The following is a 22,679-nucleotide window of genomic DNA, read 5'->3' on the forward strand; positions in this document are numbered from 1 at the left end:
CGCAAAGCCAACACGGCTCAAAACGGCTTGACGATCACGAGCGAGACGATCGCTGCCATCGAGACCAGCGTAATGGGGAGCGCTCGCCGAAAGAGCGCCGGGGACGTCGTCACGCCATCGCGCTCCAGCCGCCTGAGCGTGGCGGACAGGCGTCCGTGCAATCCCGAGACGATCACCACCAAAACCAGCTTGGCCATCAGCCATGGCGCACTCCACCAGTTCGCCATGATGGCCATCGCGGGGCCGGTTATCCACACCACGATCAACGCGGGCGACGCCAGTCCGTAATCCGCCCGCCGCGCGATGCGCCGCCACTCGGGCTGCGTCAAACGCCCGCCCAACGCCATCGCCACCAGGCCGGCGATAAACGTGATCACTGCAATCAGATGGATGGCCTTGATCCATAGATAGAGCATTGCGGTCTCCTCAGGGCTTCGATTTATTATTTCAAATTCAGCAACAGTTGCTTGCCATAACTCATCTTTATCGCCAAATGACACAGCAATACACTTCAACTGTCGACGATGAATAACACATCGCCTCTTTCAAAAGACAGGAGAAAACATCATGCAACGCACCCTCATTACCTCTGCTCTGGTTTCCGCAATGCTGACCCTCTCGGCCGGCTCGGCTTTCGCCAGCGACGCGTTCGACGGTCCCTCGGAATTTTCGTGGGTGCCGCAAACCAGCGTCCTGAGTCGTGCCCAAGTCCGCCAGGAACTGGTCCAGGCGCAACAAGCAGGACTGGTGGTTCAACACGATGCCGTGTACCCGAAGGCTGCGCCCAGCGCGCAACCGACGGCCGCCAGCACCTCGATCACGATGGGTTCGGTGGGTGGCCAGCAAAGCGCCGGCTCGACTTATTTCGGCTCCTAATGTAACTCGCCGCGCCGCGGGCCTCTCCAAAGGGGCCGCGGCGCGGCGCGCATTCTGCGCATAACGACGCGCCGGCGATTGCTGGCGCTCACTGTGATCTCCGGTCGGCCCCCGACCCAAGACTCCTGTCGCTGTGCGTAGTGGTTCAACGCACAGGACTTTGCCCGTCGCTCCGGCGACGGGCTTTTTTAGCGGACCTGGCAGCCTTCAAGAGGCCCGCGATCCCGTGACAGGGAACGACGAAGCCCGCCTAAGCGGGCTTCTGGTCGTTGATGGGACGACGGACAACGCTTACTTCGACAGCGACGTCGCAAGAAACTCGAGCGCGCGACCGTGGGCGAGCGCCGCCGACGGCTGATGGTAAGACGCGCGCGCCCAGCAGTTGAAACCGTGGTCGGCGTTGGGATACACGAACACTTCCGTGTTCGGACGCGACTTCACCGCTTCGCTCACCGACGTCACGATATCCGGCGTGATATGGCTATCGAGCGCCCCGTAGTGGAACTGCACCGGCACATTCAGCCGGGCGGCTTCGCCCAGATAGTTGTGAATGCCGCCACCGTAGTACGGCACGGCGGCGTCGACCAGCCCGCGTGCGGCGCTCAGGTAGGACAGCAGTCCGCCGAAGCAATAGCCGACCGCGGCAATCTTTGCATGGGCATCGAGCTTGCCGCGCAGCGCCTTGGCCGTCGCTTCGATATCGGTCACGGCCTTCTCGATGTCGATCGATTGGCGCAGTTCCATCGCGCGCGCCCAGTCGTCGCCCGAGTAGCCAAGTTCGACGCGCGGGGCGGCACGCCAGAAGATATCCGGCGCGAGCACCACATAGCCGTCCATCGCGTATTGATCGGCAACGCCGCGAATGTGTTCGTTCACGCCGAAGATTTCCTGCACCAGCACGATACCCGGTGCCTTTGCGACCGGCCCCGACGGCGGCAATGCCAGATAGGCATCGAAGGCGCCGTCCACGGTTTCGACACGGATCCATTGACTGTTCGACACGGAAGTTGCTCCATCAAAAAAAGGGGAATTGCCCGCGCGCGACAACCACCGAGCCACTGCAGGGATCGGGCGCGACCGCGCGCAGTCAGGCCGAATCAGTATAGGCACTTTCGCGCTCGCGCACAGCGCTCGGCCAAGCCCGCCGCACAAGGCCCTGCAGGGGGCACGACGCGTGCCCACTTTCGCATCTCTCGGCTCACTCTGCTTGTATCGCAGATGCGGTGAGGTGCGCCGTTTCGACGACCGAACCCAAACCTTCCGATCACGCTGAGCGGGCACCGTCGCTTCATCGTTTCATCGTTTCGTCGTTTCGTCGTTTCGTCGCTTCGTCCCTTAGCTCTCTCGCCATCCCCCGTGATGCCCCTTACATGTCGTTACCGCCCCCGGGCCGGTCGACGGATGCGCGTTACGCTTGCCACAGGCGTTCGATACTGCCGCGAGCCAATTTAATACGGAATCCATATCATGAAGATAGCAACGCGCCATGCCATCAGCACCATTGCAATGTCGCTGGCATTGACAACCACCGGCATTGCCACGGCCGACACATTATCGAGCACAGCGCGAGCGCAGAGCGCGCCGCCGGCCGCCGACGCCGACAACAAGCACGACATGCACGACGCCATCGACATGCCGCCCCCACCGCCGCGCATGGGTCGGCCCGTCGGCGGACCGGGTCCGCAGGGTGGGGCCGCGCCTGCCTTCGCAGCCATTCGCACCATCGACGAAATTGCGCACTGGTACCGCGTTGGCGGTCATCCCGAAGATGTCTTGCCGTTCTATCGCGAGACGCTCACGCAAACGCGCGACCCGATGCTGCGCCGTCATCTGCGCGACGCCATCGCGCGCGAGACGTTGAAACCGGCCGACACCACGGCAGCCATCGCGACATTGCGCGCGCAATTGCGCGAGGATCTCGCCGCATTGCCGCCGTCACCGTCACTTGACGCCAGGCGCCGCTGATGGAGTCGCGCGATAACGAACACGTCAATCCCGTGACGCCGCCATGATTTGCGCGTTCCATTGCGGCAGCCACGTCAGCAAGAACTGCGCGAATCCCTCAGCCGCCGGCGACGCTGCACGCGAGAGCGATCGGTACACACAGACCTGACGAATCGTCTCGGGTGAGACAACGCGGCGCATCACCAGACCGAACGGTGGCGCGAGCGCCGCCACGTAGCCGGGTGTCAGGGTGGCGGCCAGCCCTTGCGACGCGACGCCGAGCGCGGTCGTCACGTTATCGACCACGTCGATAGGTGTAATGCGCGCATCGGGCGGCGCAGACAAGCGCATCTGCGCAACGCTGCGTTCGTGATCGCGTCCCGCGGCAACGAGCGGCGTATCGCGCAGATCCGCCCAGCGCACGCGCCGGCGTCGCGCGAGCGCGTGGCCCGGCGCACACCACAACACCCACGGGCTGTCGAATGCTGGCGCCCCGGCGACATGCGCGCCCGTTGCGCGATTGGGGCCGATCGCCAGATCGAGGTCGCCGTTGGCCACGTGATCGACGAGCGCATCGACCGGCGTATCGACCACGCGCACCACGACCTTGGGCCGTAGGTCGGCGTAAGCGCGAATCGCGGCGGGCAGCGCCATGCTCGCGAGCACCAGCGGCGCGCCCACGCGCACGATGCCGGCAGCACGGTTGCGCACGTCGTCAGCCGTTTTCTCAGCCGCCTGCACATGCCGAATCACCGACTCCGCCGACGCAAGAAAATCACGCCCAGCACTGGAGAGCGCCACACGCCGGGTGGTGCGGTCGAAGAGCCGAAAGCCGAGGACCGATTCGAGTTCGGCAACGAGTTGGCTCACGGCCGACGAGGTGAGCCCCAGGCGATTGCCCGCCTCGGCGAAGCTGTGCAATTCGGCAATGGCCACCAGCGCCTCGAACTGGCGGAGTGTGATGCGGGTCAGGGGCATGTCGTGTCGATGATCAAGTCTCGCCTACGAATATACCGGCATCGATGGATTGTCCCGAAGACGCGTGGCGCTCACCAGCGGCTTGCGCACTTCCCATTGAAGCGAGGACCGCCCTGCCGAACGTCATTGTCCTCGCCAAGGAATCCGTCACTGCGGGTACAGGCCATGTACCCGCCCGAACAGGCGCGTCAGGCCGAGCAATGCGTCGATGTTGGGCGCAGGAACCGACACGCGCTGACCGATCTCGCGCACCACGCTCACCAGCGCGTCGAGTTCGATGGGACGGTGCGCCTCCACGTCCTGCAGCATCGACGTCTTGAACGCCCCCAGCTTCGCCGTCACGGCATGCCGGTCATCGGGCGACTGTTCGATCGCGCAGCCGATCTTAGCCCCAATCGCCGCCGCCTCCGCCATCGCCGCCGAGCAGAACGCGCGCACGAGCGGGTCGTCCAGTAACCGGTCGATCGTCGCGCCCGTGATCGCCGACACGGGGTTCATCGTCAGGTTACCCCACAGCTTGTACCAGATGTCTAGACGCACGTGCTCCGACGCCTTGACTTCAAAACCCGCCCGCGTCAGCAACCCCGCGAGCCGCTGCACGCGCTCGCTCTGCCCGCCGCCCGGCTCGCCGACGATGAGCCCACGCCCCATCTTGTGATCGACCACCCCCGGCGCCGATGTCGCCGCACTCGCATGCACCACGCACCCGATCACGTTGGCCAGCGGAATCGCCGCGCCAATCGCCCCGTCCGGATCGACGCTCGTCAGCGGATCGTCGCCAAAGGGCGCCACCCCCTTGCAGAACCACCACGGCACGCCGTTCATCGCGGGCAACACCAGTGTTTGCGGGCCAAGCAGGGGCGCCACGGCGCTCGCAACCTGCGCAAGCGCGGGCCCCTTCACCGCAATAACGATCAGGTCCTGCACGCCGAGCTTGCCGGCGTCTTCCAGCGGATGCGCCGCGTCCACGGGCGCACTCGTCACCGTCTCGCCCTGCTTCACGCGCCAGCCATGCTCGCGCAACGCCGCCAGCGTCGCACCGCGCGCCAACGCGCTCACGCGCGCTTCCCCCGCCGCCGCCAGTCGCGCGCCGAGCAAGCCGCCGATGGCGCCCGCGCCAATGATCGTCACCTTCATCCCTTCACTCCTGTCGTTGCGCCGCGAGTCGATAGTTTTCCTTGAATCGCTCCGGCACACGTTCGTCAAACCCCAGCGCCACACGGCGCACTTCAGGACTGTCGCCCGGCGGGTGCCCCACACCGAGCGCCGCCGCGCGTGGTGCATCGATCCCCACGACCTGCCCCACAAGGCAACCGAGTCCGGTGATCTCGCACGCCACCCGATCCCCCGCGTCCACCGAGCGGGAATGACAGGGCGTGCCCATCAGGATCACGTCGCCCGGCAGCAGCGTGATATGTCGCGCAATGTCTGCGATCACGTAGTGCGGGCCCCAGATCGTCTCGTCACCGATGTGCGCCTCCTGCACGACGCGTCCATTGCGATAAGTGCGCAACGTCTGCTCGAACAGGTTCACGCCGCGCACGATGCCCGGGCCGATCGGCAACAGGGTGTCGGCCCCCTTCACGCGCAACATCGACCCTTGATCGGTGTCGCGAAAGTCCTGCAAACCCATGTCCAGCGCCGGGCAGAACCCCTCGATGTAATCCCACGCCTCATCGGGAAGCACATTGCGGCACGTACGCCCGATCACCACCGCGTACTCGCCCTCGTAGTTCAGATACCGACAATCCGCCGGCTTGAGGATCTGGCCGTTATGCCCATTCAACGAGGTCGGTGGCTTCGTGAAGTACGTCGGCGTGTCGGTCGGCTTGGGCCGGTTGCGCGTCTCCATGCTACGCGAGCGATACGAGATATGCACGGCGATGATCTTTGACGGATCCACCGGCGGCAGATGCGCCACCGCCTGCGGGTCCACCGTACGTCCATCGTCGAGCCGCAACAACCCGCGCTCGTGCCCGTCCTCGACGATCGTGCCCCAGAACGCACTGCCGCCCAACATTACGCGACGACGCTCGACGCGCGGGCCGCGCATCACGGCAGGCAATTCTCGCAGCGGAAATTCGAAGTCCATGGTCGCGCCCCGTCAAATCGTATCGAACCAGACATGCACATTGCCGGTGCCGCGTGCGTTCTCGTATTCAGACAGCACCGTGCCCGGGTGACGACTCGCCGCACCGCCCAGCGCCCCGATCATCTGCAGGTAATGCGCGCCGTGCGCCTCCCACGGGCGCTTGCGGTAGTCCTCGTCCCAGTTCGCCAGAATCCGGTCGTGACGCCCTTCCCGAAGAGCCTCGATGGCACGCTTGTCGCTCTCGATGTTCTCGGGGCGCGACACATTGCTCTCGTGGAAGATGCGCGGATGATGGGGCTGCCAGTCGATGCCGTTGAACCGGTGACTCAACGAACCCGATGCCAGCATCACCACGCGCAGAGGACTGCGGCGAATCGCCTCGCCGATCGCGTCACCCGATTGCAGAAAATGCTTCGTCTCGCAGTTCTGACACGAACTCACGGTCACGACCGGCCACGCGTCGAGCCGCATCTGTTTGATGACGTTGATCGTCGGGTAATGGCGCGGCAAGTCGGGATGCAACACCGCGCGGGCGCGCACGCCGCGCTCGCGTGCCACGGCTTCGACGCTCAGCGCCAGCTCGGGATGCCCACGATAATCGTAAGGCACGCCATGCAGATACCAGGGCATCTCGTCGGAGATGTACATGCCCGAATAGTGCGCCCCGCCGTCGATCAGGTGATAACCGGTGGTGAACCAATGCGAGTCGAAAATCACGATGACGTCCGGACGCGCCGCCACGACGCGCTCACGCACCCGCGCATAACCGGCGATCAAGTCCGAATCGGTGCCCGCGCCCTGCAGCACGCGGAATTCCTCACACTGCATCAGTCCTGGGTGATGCGAGACCAGCGCCGCGCCGACGATCTGTCCCATGGGGCCCTCCTCTTTTCTCGTTGTGATGTGATGCCGCGGGCACATCAGCGATGGCTGAAGCTGGCCTTGAACGGCTGTTTCGGCACGACGACATCCTTCACGTCGCAAAAGAAATCGAAGCTCCAGTCGCCGCCTTCGCGGCCAATGCCGGAGCGCTTGGTGCCGCCGAACGGCGCCGCCAGATCACGAATGCCGAAGCTGTTGATCCAGAGAAAGCCCGTGCGAACGCGCTGCGCGACGGCAATGGCGTGCGCCTCGTCGCCATAACACACGCCGCCCAGCCCATAGTCGGTGCCGTTAGCCATGTCGACGACCTCGTCATCGCTTGCGAACGTTTGCAGCGTAAGCACTGGGCCGAAGACCTCCTGTTGCACGATCTCATCGTGCTGACGCAGATCGGTAAGCAGCGTCGGCGCGAAGTACTGCTCGCCGAATGTATGCCGTGTGCCTCCCCACAGCACGCGCGCGCCCGCTGTCACGGCCCGTTCGACGAAGCCCTGTACGCGTTCGAGCTGCCGCTGGTGGATGATGGGACCGATCTCGGTCTGCCCATCGCGCGGGTCCCCCACGACGAGGCGCTCGACCAGCACGCGCAGCTTGTCGGTGAACGCCGGCGCCATGTCCGCATGAACGAGCAAACGCGTGCCCGCCAGGCATACCTGCCCGGCGTTGCGATACATCAGCGCGGCGGTGGCGGCAGCAGCGTCGAGATCGGCATCCGCCAGCACGATGAAGGCCGACTTGCCGCCCAGTTCCAGACTGCACGGCACGAGATTGGCCGCCGCCGCCGTGGCGATCCACTTGGCGGTCGCGACCGAGCCGGTGAACGAGATGCGCGCAAGCCGCGCGTCGCTCACGAGCGCCGCCCCCGTCACGGCTCCCGGGCCTTGCAACACTTGCAACACGCCCGGCGGCAGCCCTGCCTCGTGCGCGCAGTCCGCGAGTAACGAGGACGTGAGCGGCGCCCACTCCGGCGCCTTGAGCACTACCGTATTCCCGCACGCCAATGCCGGGCCGATCTTCCAAGTCGCGAGCATCAGCGGCGAGTTCCACGGCGTGATGACCGCCACGACACCCGCAGGATCGTGACGCACGAGATGACGCGCCTGCGGCGTCTCGATCACACGGTCCTGCAACGTCATGGCATGCTCGGCGAACCACGTGATGTTCTGCATGGCGCGCGGCACCACGCCATGCGCCATGCGTGAGCGCAGCACCCCGGCATCGACGCTCTCCAACGTGGCGAACGCCTCGGCACGACGCCCGACTTCGTCGGCAAATCGCTGGAGATACGGCAGGCGTCCCGACGCACCAAGCGCCGCCCACGCGGGGAAGGCCTGCGCCGCCGACGACACCGCGGCATCGACGTGCGCCGCATTGCCGCTGGCGATCTCCCCCAGATGTGTCTGGTCGATAGGCGAGACGCACGCGAACGTGTCGCCGGACGCCACGCGGCGGCCGTCGATATAGTGATCCGGCGAAACGGATACGCCGGCGACGTCAAAACGGGGAGCACTCATGCGATGTCTCGTGGGAAGTGTTTGGCGGAGCGGTTGGGGGAACCGTTGAGGAACGCGTCCGAGGCCTTGCGAATCGTTCAGCGCTTTTCGTCATCGACGGCAGCGAATTTCGCGGCCAGCGCACGGCTCGCGTTCGCGAGCAGCGTGGTGTCGATGCCCACCGCCATGAACGTCACGCCAAGGTCGAGGTAGTGACGGGCAAGCGCCTCGTCGGCGCACAGGATCCCTGCCGCCTTGCCCGCTCGACGGATCCGGGCGATGCCGTCGCCGATCGCCAGACGCACGTCGTGATGCGTCGCGTGTCCGAGATGCCCCATCGATGCCGCGAGATCGGCCGGGCCGATGAACACGCCGTCGACGCCATCGACGGCGGCAATGTCGTCGACCTGCGCTAGCGCGTCGGCCGTCTCTACCTGCACGAGCAGGCAGGTCGTTGTGTTCGCCGCGTGCAGATAGTCGTCGTAGCCGTTCCACCGCGAAGACCGCGCCAATCCGCTGCCGACGCCGCGCGTGCCTTGCGGCGGATACCGCGTGGCGCTCGCGAGCGCGCGCGCCATCCCGGCGGACTCGACCATCGGCACCAGCAGCGTCGTCGCCCCGATGTCCAGCACCTGCTTGATGAGCGCAGCGTCGCCATGCGGCAACCGCACCACAGGGTGTGTCGGATATGGGGCCACCGCCTGCAACGTCGCCAGCATCGTGCGCAGATCGTTGGGGGCATGCTCGCCGTCGATCACCAGCCAGTCGAAGCCGCTGCCGGCGCACAACTCGGCGGCGTACGGCGTGGCGAGTCCCAGCCACAGGCCGATCTGGCGCTCGCCACGGGCCAACGCCTGCTTGAAGGCATTCGGGGGTGTTTTCATATCAACCTCTCCAGTGAGGTGCGAACCATCGGGGACGTTCGGCGCCGTCAGACGAAGCGCACGCCGATCGCGCCGAGCGGGCCGTAGTCGGCGTGAAACACGTCGCCCGCCGCACAGGCCACGGGTCGCGTGAACGACCCGGCCAGCACGATCTCGCCCGCTTGCAGCCCTTCGTCGAAGGCGCCCAGCTTATTCGCCAGCCACGCAATGCCGTTGCCGGGATGGTTAAGCACCGCCGCACTCAGGCCCGACTCTTCGATCACGCCATTGCGATAGAGCAGCGCGCCCGTCCAGCGCAGATCGACCGCGTCCGGCTTCACGGGACGTCCACCGAGAATCACGGCCGCATTCGCCGCGTTGTCGGCGATCGTGTCGACGACCTTGCGCGGCGCTTTTGTGTCGCGGTCGAACAGCTCGATGCGGCCATCGATCAATTCGAGCGCCGGCGTCACCCAGGCGGTGGCGTCGAGCACGTCGAACAAGGTAACCCCGGGGCCCTTGAGCGGCTTGGCCAGAATGAATGCCAACTCCACTTCGAGACGCGGCACGATGAACCGCGAGGCATCGAGGGTCGCGCCATCGGTCACAAGCATGTCGTCGAGTAACGTGCCGTGATCGGGTTCCGTGATCCGGGCGGCGACTTGCATGGCGCGCGACGTCAGCCCGATCTTGTGACCGATCACGCGACGCCCTTCGGCGAACTTCAACGCCAGCCACGCCTGTGCGATCGCGTAGCTGTCGGCCGTCGTCATCTCGGGATACCGGCGGGAGAACTGCATGACCGGCGTGCGACAGCGTTCGGCGTCGTGCAGCTCGCGGGCAAGGGCCTGGCAGGTCGCGGCGTCGAGCGTCGGCATCGGGGGGTCTCCATGGCGCCACCCGCTACGGGCAACGCACTCTTGTCGGTCGATAACGCCTATTCTTGCGGCCCCCGGCGCCAGGAACAATCAATCGATTCAGGGACATTGATAAGCAAAACTGGATAATCGAACGCCGCCGGATACCTTCCGCCAGTCAGGTATCGTCAATACAATTTCGAAATGAGAGTGATTTGCATTTATAATTCGCAACGCTTTATTACAAGGCATTACGCAAACCGAACCGAATGCTGTCGGCTGCCGTTCCGGTCAACGCTCGGGTTCGCCACACTCTCGCCGTCAAGAAGGTCAGCCAAGATGAAGATGTCTCCGCGTCGCCGCGCACATGTGGCCGCCGACACCCCCCGCGTCCGCCCCTGCGCCGCCCGCCTCCCCTCCCGTCCTCGTCTGCCGCACGCCATCGCCAGCGCCGCCGCGCTGCTCGTGACAACGCTCGGCACCGCCTATGCGCAGCAGGCCACAGGTGCGACGGCGGCAGAATCCCGGGCCGAAGTCCAACTCGACGCAGTCAACGTTTCCGGCGACTGGCTCGGGACCGGTCTCGACAGCAGCGCGAAGACCTTCCCCGGTGCGCGTACGGTCGTGAAGAAGGCGCAGATCGAGGCATCGGGTGCGACGAACATTGGAGATGTCATGCGCCGCATCCCCGGTGTGCAGGCGAGCGACAACTCGGGTACCGCGGGCAGCGCCATCTCCCTGAACATCGGCGTGCGTGGCCTCACCGGCCGTTACTCGCCGCGCTCGACCGTGTTGCTCGACGGCATTCCGATGGCCGTCGCACCTTACGGTCAGCCGCAGTTGTCCTTTGCGCCGGTCAGCCTCTTCAACATCGAGACCATCGACGTCGTGCGCAGCGGCGGTGCCGTGCGCTACGGGCCGCAGAACGTCGGCGGCGTGATCAACTTCAAGACGCGTGCGATCCCCAGCACGCCGGGCCTTACGGCCGACGCCACCGTGCGCGAGAACGTCTACACGATCGGTGGCGGCGCCAACACCCAATACGGCGCGTTCCTCGGCACGCAGATGGATAACGGTTTGGGACTCGCGCTGCTGTATTCCGGCATGGTCGGACGCGACTGGCGCAAGGGCAGCGACGAGCGCGTGAACGACCTCGCGCTGAAATGGCGGTACGACATCTCGTCGAGCCAGCAGGTGTACGGCAAGGTCTCGTATTACGACGTGAAGTCGAAGACGCCCGGCGGCCTGAGCGTCGCGCAATTCAATGCCGATCCTTTCCAGAACACGCGGCCGAACGACTACTGGAGCGGCAACCGCACCGGCCTCGACGTCGGCTATCTGAACACGATCTCCGAGACGCAGGAATTTGAGATCCGCACGTTCTACAACGAGAGCTATCGTCAGAGCACGCTGATCAACGCCGCCGGCACGCAGACCACACACCAGCCTCGCAACTACGAGACGTTCGGTATCGAGCCACGCTTCACGCAGCGCCTGTTCGTCGGTCCGACCGCGCACGACGTGACCGTTGGCTATCGCTACGTGCACGAGCGTGGCGACGACAACAACTGGACCACGACCCTGGCCACCGGGCGCAACTCCGCCACGCAGACGTTCTACAACTACACCAGCGCGAACGCGTTCTACCTCGACGACCGCATGGCCTGGGGCAACTGGCGACTCACGCCGGGCGTGCGTTACGAGATCATCAACTCGCAGCGCGTCGACAAGTCGACGGGCAACACCTTCCGCTCGGACAACAGCAAGCCGCTGCCCTCGGTGAACCTGTCGTACCTGGTGAACAGCGCGTGGACGGTCTATGCGGACTACAGCACGTCGTTCGGACCGGTGCAGAACACGCAGTTGAATTCGATGTCGGCCACGAACCCGCTGACGCCGGAGCTCGCGCGCACCTATGAAATCGGCACCCGCTGGTCGGACTCGCGTTGGAAGGCCGAGCTCACGGCGTTCAAGATGAAGTTCGACAACCAGATTCTGCAAGTGCCCGGCTCGACCCCGCCCGTCTTCCAGAACATTGGCGCGACGAACCACGACGGCATCGAAACCGCCGTCGATTACACCTTCGACCGCGACAGCGTGCTGCGCGGCTTGAACGTGTACGCGAACTTCACTTACACGCGTGCGATCCAGAAATCGGGCGCGACCGCCGGTCTCGACGTGCCGTTCTACTCGCGCTTCACGGATACGCTCGGCGCCCGTTACGACATCGGCGCGTGGACATTCAACGTCTCCACCACGCGCCAGAGCGCGCAGTATTCGGATCTGGCCAACACGGAAGCGGAATCGGCCGACGGCAGCAATGGCAAGGTGCCCGGCTTCCGTCTGTGGAACCTGCAGGCGATGTACAAGGTCCCCGGCTACAAGAACGCCGACGTCACGGTGGGTCTGAACAACGTCTTCGATAAACGCTTCTATACGCGCAACGTCGACGGCAACGCCGGCCGCATGGTCGGCGCGCCGCGCATGATCTACGTGCAGGGCCACTTCGGGTTCTGATCGCCGCAGGATCGGTAAACGAAAAAAAACGGCACCCGCTAGGGTGCCGTTTTCGTTACGACGCGGGTATCAGGTTGGCAGCGCCCGCTCTCGCCAGCGCCGCCCGCCCGATTACTCCGCCGTAGGCTCTTCCACCGAGCTTGGCATCGGTGCAAACGCTTCTTCCAGAGCGATCTGGTCGTGACGCTCGCGATCCGACGTCTCGCGGGCCTTGCGGGCCTTGTGATACGCCAGACCCGTACCTGCCGGGATGAGACGGCCAACGATGACGTTTTCCTTCAGGCCACGCAGGTCGTCCTTCTTGCCCATGATCGCGGCTTCGGTCAACACGCGCGTCGTTTCCTGGAACGAGGCTGCCGAGATGAACGAATCCGTCGACAGCGACGCCTTCGTAATCCCCAGCAGCACGTTCTCGTACTGCGCCGGACGCTTGTCCGCGGCGTTCATGGCGTCGTTCTCGTACAGCATGTCCGAGCGCTCGACCTGTTCGCCGATGATGAAGCGCGTATCGCCGTTGTCGGTGATCTGCACACGACGCAGCATCTGGCGAACGATCACCTCGATGTGCTTGTCGTTGATCTTCACACCCTGCAAGCGGTACACGTCCTGCACTTCGTCGACGATGTAACGCGCCAGCGCTTCGATACCCTGCAGACGCAGGATGTCGTGCGGGTCGGCCGGACCGTCCACGATCATTTCGCCCTTGTTCACCACCTGGCCGTCGTGCACCAGCACCTGCTTTTCCTTCGGAATCAGGAACTCGTGCTGGTTGCCGTCGAGATCGGTAATGACCAGACGCTGCTTGCCCTTCGTGTCCTTGCCGAACGACGTGGTACCGGTGACTTCGGCCAGAATGCCGGCGTCCTTCGGTGCGCGCGCTTCGAACAGCTCGGCCACACGCGGCAGACCCCCGGTAATATCGCGCGTCTTCTGCGCTTCGGTCGGGATACGTGCGAGCACTTCACCCACCGGCACTTGCTGACCGTCCTTGATGGTGATCAGTGCGCCCACCTGGAAGCCGATCGTCACTGCGTGATCGGTCCCCGGGATCTTCACTTCCACACCATGTTCGTCGAGCAGCTTGACCTGCGGACGCACGTTCTTCGACGCCGGACCACGACGCTTCGGATCGATCACGACCAGCGTGGACAGACCCGTCACATCGTCGATCTGCTTGGCCACCGTGACACCTTCCTCGACGTTCTCGAACCGGGCGTAACCGCCGTGTTCGGTAATGATCGGGCGCGTCAGCGGATCCCACGTACCCAGTTGGGCACCGGCCTTGACCTGTGCGCCGTCCAGATGCAGCAGCGTGGCGCCGTACGGCACCTTGTGGCGCTCGCGCTCACGGCCATGATCGTCCGTGATCAGGATTTCGCCCGAACGCGAGATGGCGATCTGTTCGCCGCGACCGTTCGTCACGTAACGCATGGTCGCCGAGAAGCGAACCGTACCGTTCGACTTGGCTTCGATCGACGAGGCCACGGCCGCACGCGATGCCGCACCACCGATGTGGAACGTACGCATCGTGAGCTGCGTGCCCGGTTCACCGATCGACTGCGCAGCGATCACACCGACCGCTTCGCCCACGTTCACACGCGAGCCGCGGCCAAGGTCACGGCCGTAACAGGCGGCGCACAGACCGAAGCGCGTATCGCAGGTCAGCGGCGTGCGCACGCGCACTTCGTCGACACCCAGCGCTTCGATCATCTCGACGGCGTCCTCGTCGAGCAGCGTGCCCGATTCGTACACCGTCTCTTGCGTTTCCGGATTCACGACGTCGGCCACGGCCACGCGACCGAGGATACGGTCACGCAGGGCTTCGACCACTTCACCGCCCTCGACCAGCGCCTTCATCGCAACGCCGTTGCTCGTGCCGCAATCGTCTTCGACCACGACCAGATCCTGCGTCACGTCGACCAGACGACGCGTCAGGTAACCCGAGTTTGCCGTCTTCAGTGCCGTATCGGCCAGACCCTTACGTGCACCGTGGGTCGAGATGAAGTACTGCAACACGTTCAGGCCTTCGCGGAAGTTCGCGGTAATCGGCGTCTCGATAATCGAGCCGTCCGGCTTGGCCATCAGGCCACGCATCCCCGCGAGCTGGCGAATCTGGGCGCTCGAACCGCGAGCACCGGAGTCGGCCATCATGTAAATCGAGTTGAACGACTCCTGGTCGACGATATTGCCGTCGCGATCGGTCGTCTTCTCTTTCGAGAGCTGCTCCATCATCGCCTTGCCCACGGCGTCGCCGGTCGCACCCCAGATGTCCACGACGTTGTTGTAACGCTCTTGCGCCGTGACCAGACCCGACATGTACTGACGGTCGTATTCCTTGACCTTCTTCGACGCTTCGCCGATCAGCTCTTCCTTCTTCGTCGGCACGAGCATGTCGTCGACGCAGATCGAGATACCGGCGCGCGTTGCCAGGCGGAAGCCCGACTGCATCAGCTTGTCGACGAAGATCACCGTCTCGCGCAGACCGCAGCGGCGGAACGCCGTGTTGATCAGCTTCGAGATTTCCTTCTTCTTGAGCGACTTGTTCAGCACCGAGAACGGCAGGCCCGGCGGCAGAATTTCCGACAGGATCGCGCGGCCGACCGTGGTCGGGTACAGCGTGATCTTCGGCGTCTTCTCGCCCGTTTCCGGATCGACCGTGTACTCCGTGATACGCACGTTCACGCGCGAAGCCAGTTCGACTTCCTTGTTGTCGTACGCGCGCAGCACTTCCGAGACGTCGATGAACGACAGGCCTTCGCCGCGGCCGTTGATCTTGTCGCGGGTCGCGTAATACAGACCCAGCACGATATCCTGCGACGGCACGATCGACGGATCGCCGTTGGCCGGGAACAACACGTTGTTCGAGGCCAGCATCAGGGTACGCGCTTCCATCTGCGCTTCGAGCGACAGCGGCACGTGAACGGCCATCTGGTCACCGTCGAAGTCGGCGTTGAACGCCGCGCAAACCAGCGGGTGAAGCTGGATCGCCTTGCCTTCGATCAGCACCGGCTCGAACGCCTGAATCCCCAGGCGGTGCAGCGTCGGTGCGCGGTTCAGCATGATCGGGTGTTCGCGGATCACATCTTCGAGGATGTCCCACACCACCGCCGTCTGGTTCTCGACTTCCTTCTTCGCGGCCTTGATGGTCGTGGCCACGCCCAACACTTCCAGCTTGTGGAAGATGAACGGCTTGAAGAGTTCGAGCGCCATCAGCTTCGGCAGACCGCACTGATGCAGCTTGAGCGTCGGGCCCACGGTAATCACCGAACGGCCCGAGTAGTCCACGCGCTTACCGAGCAGATTCTGACGGAAACGACCGCTCTTGCCCTTGATCATGTCGGCCAGCGACTTGAGCGGGCGCTTGTTCGCACCGGTCATCGCCTTGCCGCGACGGCCGTTGTCGAGCAGCGAGTCCACGGATTCCTGCAGCATGCGCTTTTCGTTGCGCACGATGATGTCCGGGGCCTTCAGCTCGAGCAGACGCTTCAGACGGTTGTTACGGTTGATGACGCGGCGATACAGATCGTTCAGATCCGAGGTCGCGAAGCGGCCACCGTCGAGCGGCACCAACGGGCGCAGCTCGGGCGGGAGCACCGGCAGCACTTCGAGCACCATCCACTCGGGCTTAATGCCCGAACGCTGGAAAGCCTCGAGCACCTTCAGGCGCTTGGCGTACTTCTTGATCTTCGCTTCCGAGCCCGTGGCTTGCAGCTCGGCGCGCAGATGCTCGACCTGCTGGTCGATGTCGATCGAGCGCAGCAGCTCGCGCACGCCTTCCGCGCCCATCTCGGCACGGAATTCGTCGCCGTATTCCTCGACCTTGTTGTAGTAATCCTCTTCGGTCATGATCTGGCACCGCTTGAGCGGCGTCATGCCCGGTTCGAGAACCACATACGCTTCGAAGTACAGCACGCGTTCAATGTCGCGCAGCGTCATGTCGAGCACCATGCCCAGACGCGACGGGAGCGACTTCAGGAACCAGATGTGCGCGACCGGCGAGGCCAGCTCAATGTGGCCCATGCGCTCGCGACGCACCTTCGCCAGCGTGACTTCCACGCCGCACTTCTCGCAGATCACGCCACGGTGCTTCAGGCGCTTGTACTTGCCGCAAAGGCACTCGTAATCCTTGATCGGACCGAAGATCTTTGCGCAGAACAGGCCGTCACGCTCGGGCTTGAACGTCCGATAGTTGATCGTTTCCGGCTTCTTCACTTCGCCGAACGACCACGAGCGGATCTTGTCCGGCGAAGCCAGACCGATCTTGATCGCGTCGAACTGTTCGACCTGCTGAACTTGCTTGAATAGATCGAGCAAAGCTTTCATTGCTTTCTCCTGTTGCCTGAACGCAATTAACTGCGCTCCAGGTCGATATCGATACCGAGCGAACGGATTTCCTTGACCAGCACGTTGAACGACTCCGGCATGCCGGCATCGATTACGTGATCGCCCTTGACGAGGTTCTCGTACACCTTCGTACGCCCCGTCACGTCATCCGACTTCACGGTCAGCATTTCCTGCAGCACATACGATGCGCCGTATGCTTCCAGTGCCCACACTTCCATTTCACCGAAGCGCTGACCACCGAACTGGGCCTTACCGCCCAACGGCTGTTGCGTCACCAGCGAGTACGGACCGGTCGAACGCGCGTGCATCTTGTCGTCGACCAAGTGGTGCAGCTTGAGCATGTGCATGAAGCCGCACGTGACCGGACGCTCGAAGGCTTCACCGGTACGGCCGTCGAACAGCGTGACCTGGTTCTTCGACGGCGTCATGCCGAGTTCCTTCGCGACGTGATCCGGGAACGCCAGATCCAGCATGCGACGGATTTCGTCTTCATGGGCACCATCGAACACCGGCGTTGCGAACGGCACGCCGTTCTGCAGGTTGCGCGCCAGCGACATGATCTCGTCGTCCGACAGGCTGTCGATATCTTCTTGTTGACCGCTCTCGTTGTAGATCTTCGTCAGGAACTTGCGAACTTCCTGGACCTTGGTGTGCGCCTGCAGCATTTCGCCGATACGCCAGCCCAGACCCTTCGCTGCCCAGCCGAGGTGCGACTCGAGAATCTGACCCACGTTCATCCGCGACGGCACGCCGAGCGGGTTGAGCACGATGTCTGCCGGGCGGCCATCGGCCATGTACGGCATATCCTCGATCGGCACGATCTTCGAGACCACGCCCTTGTTACCGTGACGGCCTGCCATCTTGTCGCCAGGCTGCAGACGACGTTTGACCGCCAGGTACACCTTGACCATCTTCAGCACGCCCGGCGGCAGTTCATCGCCTTGCGTGAGCTTCTTGCGCTTCTCTTCGAAGGCCAGATCGAACGAGTGACGCTTCTGCTCGATCGATTCCTTGATCTGCTCGAGCTGTTGCGCACCTTCGTCTTCCGCCAGACGGATGTCGAACCAGTGGTAACGGTCCAGATCCGCCAGGTATTCCTTCGTGAGCTTGGTGCCCTTGGCGAGCTTTTTCGGACCGCCATTGGCCGTCTTGCCCACCAGGAAGCGCTCCAGACGCTGGAACGCATCGCCTTCCACGATACGCAGCTGGTCGTTCAGGTCGAGGCGGTAGCCCTTGAGTTCATCGTCGATGATCTGCTGGGCGCGCTTGTCGCGCTGAATGCCTTCACGCGTGAACACCTGCACGTCGATGACGGTGCCGCTCATGCCCGACGGCACGCGCAGCGAGGTGTCCTTCACGTCCGATGCCTTCTCGCCGAAGATCGCACGCAGCAGCTTTTCTTCCGGCGTGAGCTGGGTTTCGCCCTTCGGCGTGACCTTGCCCACCAGCACATCGCCGGCTTCGACTTCCGCGCCGATGTACACGATGCCCGACTCGTCCAGACGGCCGAGTTGGACTTCCGCCAGGTTCGAAATATCGCGCGTGATTTCCTCAGGTCCGAGCTTGGTGTCGCGAGCGACCACGTTCAGCTCTTCGATGTGGATCGACGTATAACGGTCTTCCGCAACGACACGCTCCGAGATCAGGATCGAATCCTCGAAGTTGTAGCCGTTCCACGGCATGAACGCGATCAGCATGTTCTGACCCAGCGCCAACTCACCCAGATCGGTCGACGCGCCGTCGGCGATCACATCGCCGCGCGCCACCTTGTCGCCTTCTTCCACGATCGGGCGCTGGTTGATGTTGGTGTTCTGGTTCGAACGCGTGTACTTGATCAGGTTGTAGATGTCCACGCCGACTTCACCGGCGACGGCTTCATCGTCGTTCACGCGAATCACCACACGGCCTGCGTCGACGTAGTCGACCACGCCGCCACGGAACGCCTGCACGGTCGTACCCGAGTCGACAGCCACCGTACGTTCGATACCCGTACCGACCACCGCTTTTTCCGGACGCAGGCAAGGCACGGCCTGACGCTGCATGTTCGAACCCATCAACGCGCGGTTTGCGTCGTCGTGCTCGAGGAACGGAATCAGCGACGCGGCGACGGAGACGATCTGCGACGGTGCCACGTCCATGTACTGGATGCGGTCCGGCGTGACCATCAGCGTTTCGCCGGCTTCACGCGACGACACCAGTTCGTCGGTCAGTTCACCGTTTTCGCCAATCGACGCGTTCGCCTGAGCGATCACGTAGCGACCTTCTTCAATGGCCGACAGGTAGTCGATCTGGTCGGTGACCTTGCCGTCTTCCACCTTGCGGTAAGGCGTCTCGAGGAAGCCATACTCGTTCAGGCGGGCGTACAGTGCCAGCGAGTTGATCAGACCAATGTTCGGACCTTCCGGCGTTTCAATCGGGCACACGCGGCCGTAGTGGGTCGGGTGCACGTCGCGCACTTCGAAGCCAGCACGCTCGCGCGTCAAACCGCCCGGGCCCAGTGCGGACACGCGACGCTTGTGCGTGATTTCCGACAGCGGGTTGGTCTGGTCCATGAACTGCGAGAGCTGCGACGAACCGAAGAACTCGCGGATGGCCGACGAGATCGGCTTGCTGTTGATCAGGTCGTGCGGCATCAGGTTTTCCGACTCGGCCTGACCCAGACGTTCCTTCACAGCACGCTCGACACGCACCAGACCGGCGCGGAACTGGTTTTCGGCCAGCTCACCCACGCAACGCACACGACGGTTGCCCAAGTGGTCGATGTCGTCGACTTCGCCGCGGCCATTACGCAGATCCACGAGGATCTTGATGGTCGAGAGAATGTCGTCGTCGCCCAGCGTCATCGGTCCGAGCACTTCGTCACGGCCGACACGACGGTTGAACTTCATACGACCCACCTTCGACAGGTCGTACGCTTCTTCGCTGTAGAACAGACGGTTGAACAGGGCCTCGACCGCATCTTCGGTCGGCGGCTCGCCCGGGCGCATCATGCGGTAGATCGCGATACGCGCGGCCGTGCGGTCGGCGGTTTCGTCGATGCGCAGCGTGGCCGAGATGTACGACCCCTGGTCCAGATCGTTCGTGAACAGCGTCTGGATGTCCGACACGTCCGACTCGCGCAGCTTGACCAGCACGCTTTCGGTGATTTCTTCGTTGGCGTTGGCGATCACTTCGCCGGTATCGCCATCGATCACGTTCTTCGCGAGCACGCGGCCGAGCAGGTAGTCTTCCGGCACCGAGATGAACTTGGTGTTGGCGTTCTCCAGGTCGCGGATGTGCTTGGCGTTGACGCGCTTGTCCTTCTGGACGATGACCTTGCCTTCGCGATCCGTAATGTCGAAGCGCGCCACTTCACCGCGCAGACGCTCCGGCACGAACTCCATCTGTGCGCCTTCCGGCATCAGCTTGAAGTTATCGAACACGAAGAAGTTCGCGAGGATCTGTTCCGGCGTCAGGCCGATCGCCTTGAGCAGGATCGTGACCGGCATCTTGCGACGGCGGTCGACGCGGAAGTACAGGATGTCCTTCGGATCGAATTCGAAGTCCAGCCACGAGCCGCGGTAGGGGATGATACGCGCGGAGAACAGCAGTTTGCCCGAGCTGTGCGTCTTGCCCTTGTCGTGTTCGAAGAACACGCCCGGCGAGCGGTGCAGCTGCGAGACGATGACACGCTCCGTGCCATTGATGACGAAGGAACCCGTCGAGGTCATGAGCGGAATTTCGCCCATGTACACTTCCTGTTCCTTGACTTCCTTGACGACGGGCTTGTTCGGCGATTCACGGTCGAGAATCACCAGACGAACCTTGGCGCGCAGGGCCGAGCAAAAAGTCAGGCCGCGCTGTTGACATTCCTTGACATCGAACGCGGGCGTGCCGAGCAGATAGCTGACAAACTCCAGGCGTGCGAACCCGTTGTGAGAAACGATCGGGAAAATGGAGGAAAAGGCTGCTTGCAAACCCTCCGGCTTCCGCTCCGATGCAAGCGCTTCGGCTTGCAAGAACGATGTGTACGAGGCGAGCTGGGTGGCCAGCAAAAACGGCACCTTGTGCACGGTCGGACGCTTCGCAAAACTCTTGCGAATGCGTTTCTTCTCGGTGAAGGAATAGTGCATTACGATCTCCGAATCACTACGCTGGCGACGACGGCAGGCATCGTCAACGGGTGTTCATCGACTGAGACCAGACGTCCTCCGCGGCGGGCTTGCCGTGGAGCAACGAGCTTGGTGGTTGGCCGCTACCAACCGCTGGCTGACGGCGACGGATGCCTGTGTTGCCCGTCGCCCGACCAAACTTGCCTTCTGCAGTCGCTTCAGAAGACAAAGAGAAAACCGCCACGGGTCGAATCCCGGCGCGATCTTTTCTTTGGCCTCTTCGGTACTTCTTCGGTACTACCCTCGCGTCCTCTCTGTTGCTGTGTATCGCCAGTACCCTCGATGATGCGTGCGCTTGAAATGGCGAAAATCACGGATGCATCGGCGAAATCATTTTGCTTTCAACCCCTTGGCGCACTTTCGCGCCGGCTTTCGCGTTGCGTGCGCCCCTTTCGGGATTTGGCTCTCCTGAAAGCACAAAAAGGCTGACGACGTTTCGTCGCCAGCCTTCCCTACGCGCAGAGCCGAATTACTTGATTTCGACCTTGGCGCCGGCTTCTTCCAGCTTCTTCTTGGCTTCGTCAGCGGCAGCCTTGTCGACGCCTTCCTTGACAGCCTTCGGAGCGCCATCAACCACGTCCTTGGCTTCCTTCAAGCCCAGGCCCGTGATTTCGCGGACGGCCTTGATCACGCCGACCTTGTTCGCACCGACTTCCGCCAGGATGACGTTGAATTCGGTTTGCTCTTCGGCTGCAGCAGCAGCACCAGCACCCGCGGGGCCAGCCACCGACAGGGCAGCAGCCGACACGCCAAACTTCTCTTCGAACGCCTTGACCAGGTCGTTCAGTTCCATAACCGACATTGCGCCAACGGCGTCGATGATGTCTTCTTTCGTGATTGCCATTTGTAAAACTCCTAGATTGTGTTCGGACCGAAGTCAGCGATCGTGTAACCGGGACGAGAATTAAGCAGCTTCTGCTTGCTTCTTCTCGGCCACGGCAGCCAGGACGCGAGCAAAGCCGGAAACCGGCGCTTGCATGACACCCAGCAACTTCGCGAGCAGTTCGTCGCGGCTCGGGATCGAGGCCAGCGCTTGCACGCCTGCCTTGTCCATCACCTTGCCGTCGTACGAGCCGGCCTTCAAGATCAACTTGTCGTTGCCCTTCGAAAAGTCGTTCAAGACTTTCGCAGCGGCTACGGGATCCGTCGAGATACCGTAGATCAGAGGACCGGTCATCTGCTCAGCCAGGTCAGCAAACGGGGTGTTTTCCACCGCGCGGCGAGCCAGCGTGTTCTTCAGAACGCGCAGGTAGACGCCTTGCTGACGCGCATTGGCGCGAAGCTTCGTCAGATCGCCAACCGTGATTCCGCGATATTCAGCCACAACGATGGTCGAAGCGCCGGCGACTTGCGCCGAAACTTCTGCCACGACGGCTTTCTTATCATCAAGATTAAGTGCCACGGTTAACCTCCAAAATTGACATCACCTCATGGTGATGCCGTTCCACTAACGGCTTACCGACATGTCTGGAGTTTCAACCACCACGCCCGGTTGCCCAGGTGAGGCGATGTGACTGCATAACTTGTTCGGGTTCGCCATCTGCGTTGGCTGGCGTATTAAGGGAGCGTCAACACATGCCCATTCCCGCCAACGGTCTTTGATAACCGGAAGCGATTTCCGAAGAATCCGCTTCCGCCCAAAGTCTTTTGCTGCTGACTGTCGATCCTGAGGATCGCAGTCG

General features: G+C 63.1%; 16 protein-coding genes. 3 read left to right on the forward strand and 13 right to left on the reverse strand.

Features of this window, described 5'->3' with window-relative positions; translation table 11 throughout:
* Positions 1–17: 17 nt before the first annotated feature.
* Positions 18–416, reverse strand: coding sequence for a CopD family protein (locus OYT13_RS23250; protein WP_017232362.1), 399 nt, complete (start codon positions 414–416; stop codon positions 18–20).
* Positions 417–567: 151 nt separating this feature from the next.
* Here OYT13_RS23250 and OYT13_RS23255 point away from each other — a divergent pair, with 151 nt between their 5' ends.
* Positions 568–876, forward strand: coding sequence for a DUF4148 domain-containing protein (locus tag OYT13_RS23255; protein WP_017232363.1), 309 nt, complete (start codon positions 568–570; stop codon positions 874–876).
* 291 nt (positions 877–1,167) lie between these two features.
* On the opposite strand, the gene OYT13_RS23260 is transcribed toward OYT13_RS23255, so the two are convergent.
* Positions 1,168–1,878 carry a dienelactone hydrolase family protein gene (locus OYT13_RS23260; protein WP_017232364.1) on the reverse strand — a complete coding sequence of 237 codons (711 nt, stop codon included), beginning with the start codon at positions 1,876–1,878 and terminating at the stop codon, positions 1,168–1,170.
* 465 nt (positions 1,879–2,343) lie between these two features.
* Here OYT13_RS23260 and OYT13_RS23265 point away from each other — a divergent pair, with 465 nt between their 5' ends.
* Positions 2,344–2,841 (forward strand): hypothetical protein, encoded by a 498-nt coding sequence (locus tag OYT13_RS23265; protein ID WP_268566995.1) that lies wholly within the window; start codon positions 2,344–2,346, stop codon positions 2,839–2,841.
* A 24-nt stretch (positions 2,842–2,865) separates the two neighbouring features.
* Here the strand turns inward: OYT13_RS23265 and OYT13_RS23270 are convergent, their stop codons facing one another.
* The 7 genes from OYT13_RS23270 to hpaH all read right to left on the reverse strand — a co-directional run bounded on the left by OYT13_RS23270 (position 2,866) and on the right by hpaH (position 10,006).
* Positions 2,866–3,798, reverse strand: a complete 933-nt coding sequence (locus OYT13_RS23270) for a LysR family transcriptional regulator (RefSeq protein ID WP_261939628.1) — start codon at positions 3,796–3,798, stop codon at positions 2,866–2,868.
* Positions 3,799–3,945: 147 nt separating this feature from the next.
* Positions 3,946–4,935 (reverse strand): 2-dehydropantoate 2-reductase, encoded by a 990-nt coding sequence (locus tag OYT13_RS23275; RefSeq protein ID WP_268566996.1) that lies wholly within the window; start codon positions 4,933–4,935, stop codon positions 3,946–3,948.
* 4 nt (positions 4,936–4,939) lie between these two features.
* Complete coding sequence (locus OYT13_RS23280) at positions 4,940–5,890, reverse strand: fumarylacetoacetate hydrolase family protein (RefSeq protein ID WP_017232368.1); 951 nt, start codon at positions 5,888–5,890, stop codon at positions 4,940–4,942.
* A gap of 12 nt (positions 5,891–5,902) precedes the next feature.
* Positions 5,903–6,766, reverse strand: coding sequence for an extradiol ring-cleavage dioxygenase (locus OYT13_RS23285; RefSeq protein WP_268566997.1), 864 nt, complete (start codon positions 6,764–6,766; stop codon positions 5,903–5,905).
* Positions 6,767–6,810: 44 nt separating this feature from the next.
* The gene (locus tag OYT13_RS23290) at positions 6,811–8,286 is read right to left on the reverse strand and encodes an aldehyde dehydrogenase family protein (RefSeq protein WP_268566998.1); all 1,476 of its coding nucleotides are present in this window, start codon (positions 8,284–8,286) and stop codon (positions 6,811–6,813) included.
* A 77-nt stretch (positions 8,287–8,363) separates the two neighbouring features.
* Positions 8,364–9,149 carry a 4-hydroxy-2-oxoheptanedioate aldolase gene (hpaI, locus tag OYT13_RS23295; protein ID WP_268566999.1) on the reverse strand — a complete coding sequence of 262 codons (786 nt, stop codon included), beginning with the start codon at positions 9,147–9,149 and terminating at the stop codon, positions 8,364–8,366.
* Between the two features lie 47 nt (positions 9,150–9,196).
* Positions 9,197–10,006: a 2-oxo-hept-4-ene-1,7-dioate hydratase gene (hpaH, locus tag OYT13_RS23300; protein ID WP_268567000.1), complete on the reverse strand. Its 810-nt coding sequence runs from the start codon at positions 10,004–10,006 to the stop codon at positions 9,197–9,199.
* Between the two features lie 318 nt (positions 10,007–10,324).
* Here hpaH and OYT13_RS23305 point away from each other — a divergent pair, with 318 nt between their 5' ends.
* Entirely contained in the window at positions 10,325–12,502 is a 2,178-nt protein-coding gene (locus OYT13_RS23305) for a TonB-dependent receptor family protein (RefSeq protein WP_268567001.1), read from the forward strand.
* Positions 12,503–12,613: 111 nt separating this feature from the next.
* Here the strand turns inward: OYT13_RS23305 and rpoC are convergent, their stop codons facing one another.
* From rpoC to rplJ, 4 genes are all read right to left on the reverse strand, one after another.
* The gene (gene rpoC / locus OYT13_RS23310; RefSeq protein ID WP_017232374.1) at positions 12,614–16,825 is read right to left on the reverse strand and encodes a DNA-directed RNA polymerase subunit beta'; all 4,212 of its coding nucleotides are present in this window, start codon (positions 16,823–16,825) and stop codon (positions 12,614–12,616) included.
* A gap of 26 nt (positions 16,826–16,851) precedes the next feature.
* Positions 16,852–20,958 (reverse strand): DNA-directed RNA polymerase subunit beta, encoded by a 4,107-nt coding sequence (gene rpoB / locus OYT13_RS23315; RefSeq protein WP_017232375.1) that lies wholly within the window; start codon positions 20,956–20,958, stop codon positions 16,852–16,854.
* A 508-nt stretch (positions 20,959–21,466) separates the two neighbouring features.
* Positions 21,467–21,841, reverse strand: a complete 375-nt coding sequence (gene rplL, locus OYT13_RS23320) for a 50S ribosomal protein L7/L12 (protein ID WP_017232376.1) — start codon at positions 21,839–21,841, stop codon at positions 21,467–21,469.
* Positions 21,842–21,901: 60 nt separating this feature from the next.
* Entirely contained in the window at positions 21,902–22,399 is a 498-nt protein-coding gene (gene rplJ, locus OYT13_RS23325) for a 50S ribosomal protein L10 (RefSeq protein WP_010804162.1), read from the reverse strand.
* Positions 22,400–22,679: the final 280 nt, after the last annotated feature.

The sequence above is a fragment of the Pandoraea sp. XJJ-1 genome (assembly GCF_026802345.1).
GTDB classification, from domain to species: Bacteria; Pseudomonadota; Gammaproteobacteria; order Burkholderiales; family Burkholderiaceae; genus Pandoraea; species Pandoraea cepalis.

Coding starts and splice junctions, on each gene's coding strand:
- OYT13_RS23270 (WP_261939628.1), bottom strand. CDS start 3,798: ATGCCCCTGACCCGCATCACACTCCGCCAGTTCGAGGCGCTGGTGGCC.
- OYT13_RS23275 (WP_268566996.1), bottom strand. CDS start 4,935: ATGAAGGTGACGATCATTGGCGCGGGCGCCATCGGCGGCTTGCTCGGC.
- OYT13_RS23305 (WP_268567001.1), top strand. CDS start 10,325: ATGAAGATGTCTCCGCGTCGCCGCGCACATGTGGCCGCCGACACCCCC.
- OYT13_RS23255 (WP_017232363.1), top strand. CDS start 568: ATGCAACGCACCCTCATTACCTCTGCTCTGGTTTCCGCAATGCTGACC.
- hpaH (WP_268567000.1), bottom strand. CDS start 10,006: ATGCCGACGCTCGACGCCGCGACCTGCCAGGCCCTTGCCCGCGAGCTG.
- OYT13_RS23250 (WP_017232362.1), bottom strand. CDS start 416: ATGCTCTATCTATGGATCAAGGCCATCCATCTGATTGCAGTGATCACG.
- rpoB (WP_017232375.1), bottom strand. CDS start 20,958: ATGCACTATTCCTTCACCGAGAAGAAACGCATTCGCAAGAGTTTTGCG.
- OYT13_RS23290 (WP_268566998.1), bottom strand. CDS start 8,286: ATGAGTGCTCCCCGTTTTGACGTCGCCGGCGTATCCGTTTCGCCGGAT.
- rpoC (WP_017232374.1), bottom strand. CDS start 16,825: ATGAAAGCTTTGCTCGATCTATTCAAGCAAGTTCAGCAGGTCGAACAG.
- OYT13_RS23285 (WP_268566997.1), bottom strand. CDS start 6,766: ATGGGACAGATCGTCGGCGCGGCGCTGGTCTCGCATCACCCAGGACTG.
- rplL (WP_017232376.1), bottom strand. CDS start 21,841: ATGGCAATCACGAAAGAAGACATCATCGACGCCGTTGGCGCAATGTCG.
- OYT13_RS23265 (WP_268566995.1), top strand. CDS start 2,344: ATGAAGATAGCAACGCGCCATGCCATCAGCACCATTGCAATGTCGCTG.
- hpaI (WP_268566999.1), bottom strand. CDS start 9,149: ATGAAAACACCCCCGAATGCCTTCAAGCAGGCGTTGGCCCGTGGCGAG.
- OYT13_RS23280 (WP_017232368.1), bottom strand. CDS start 5,890: ATGGACTTCGAATTTCCGCTGCGAGAATTGCCTGCCGTGATGCGCGGC.